Annotated in this window: 2 protein-coding genes; one reads left to right on the plus strand and one right to left on the minus strand. The window is 72.4% G+C overall.

The window, feature by feature from the left end:
• Positions 1-119: 119 nt before the first annotated feature.
• Entirely contained in the window at positions 120-749 is a 630-nt protein-coding gene (locus P1P70_RS44735; RefSeq protein WP_319248251.1) for a uridine kinase, read from the minus strand.
• Between the two features lie 147 nt (positions 750-896).
• On the opposite strand from P1P70_RS44735, the gene P1P70_RS44740 reads away from it, so the two are divergent.
• The gene (locus P1P70_RS44740) at positions 897-1,307 is read left to right on the plus strand and encodes a hypothetical protein (protein WP_319248252.1); all 411 of its coding nucleotides are present in this window, start codon (positions 897-899) and stop codon (positions 1,305-1,307) included.
• Positions 1,308-1,317: the final 10 nt, after the last annotated feature.

Genomic DNA, 1,317 nt, shown 5'->3' on the forward strand with positions numbered 1-1,317 from the left:
GCGCATGAACACGGAGGCGGCCCGAGGCCGGACATGAAGGCGGGACTGGAGGGCCGGGGGGTCCGTCCAGTCCCGCCTTCATGTCCGGCCTCGGGCCGCCTCCGTGTTCATGCGCGGGCTCAGGCCGGCGCCTTCGCGACACGGCCCGCCGCGGCCGCCGCCAGCCGGCCCAGCGCCTCGTCCCGGTCGCAGGGGTGGGCGCCCAACTCCGTCTGCCGGGCCACGATCGAACGCTCCAGCCGCATCAGCCGCCAGCCGCGCCGCAGCAGGAACGGCACCGACTTGCGACCCTCCTTGAGGTCGCGCAGGAAGCGGCGGCGGAAGGTCTTCACCGGACCGCGGGTCAGGCAGAGCGCGTCCGCCAGCAGACCGAGTTCACGGCAGCGCCCGACGATCTCGGCGGCGAAGATGCCCTCGGCGATGAACACCGGCGTCCGCCCGATGTGCAGGGCCTCCGCGCCGGTCCGCGCGCTGAGGGAGATGTCGTACGTCGGGACGGTCGTCCCGCTCGTACGGCACAGCTCCTCGATCGCCGCGACGGCGGTGTCCGCGTCCCACGACAGCGGGTGGTCCCAGTCGATGTCCGTGCTGCCCTCCACCAGCGGCAGCGTCGGGTCCTCGCCCTCCTTGTAGAAGTCGTCGAGCCGCAGCACGGGCAAGCCGGAGCGGGCGGCGAGGAGGGACTTGCCCGAGCCGGACGGACCGGACAGCAGGACGACTCGGGTCGGTATCGGGGGATGCGAACTCACGAGAGTCCAGTGTGAGGCATCACGCGGCTCCCGCCGAGACGGCGGGTCGCCCTTGGAGCGCAGATCACACCTCAACTACCTTACGTGTTGCCATGATTACTTTCCGGTGCGGGAAGTGGTCGTAGAAAAGAGAAGGTGACAACGCTGATGGCTCGACACTCGGCCCCCCAGAACTCCACCGCCCGGCGCGCGTTGCTGGCCGTCGCCACTGCCGGGGTCGCGCTCGGCGCCGGCGCGGGCACGGCCGCTGCGGCGGACGACGCGGCCCCGGTCGTCGACGTGATGCGCACCCGGCCCACGTCGCTGGGGAAGATCGACCCGCAGGCGGGCCTCCAGGCCCTGACCGGCACGGTCGGTCACGTCACCGGGCCGGTCGCGGGGCTCAAGCCCAACCCGCTGGCGGGCACCGGGGTCGATCCTCTCGACAACGGGGTGGGGACGCAGCTCGCCGACTTCCGGCCGCTGACGTCGACGGCGCTGACCGGGCCGGTGGCGCAGGCGCCGTCGGTCGGGAGCATTCCGCTTCTGGGGCCGGTGGTGGGTGGGTTGAAGGGCTGAAGGGCTGAGG

This window comes from Streptomyces sp. MB09-02B (genome assembly GCF_033794485.1).
GTDB lineage: Bacteria > Actinomycetota > Actinomycetes > Streptomycetales > Streptomycetaceae > Streptomyces.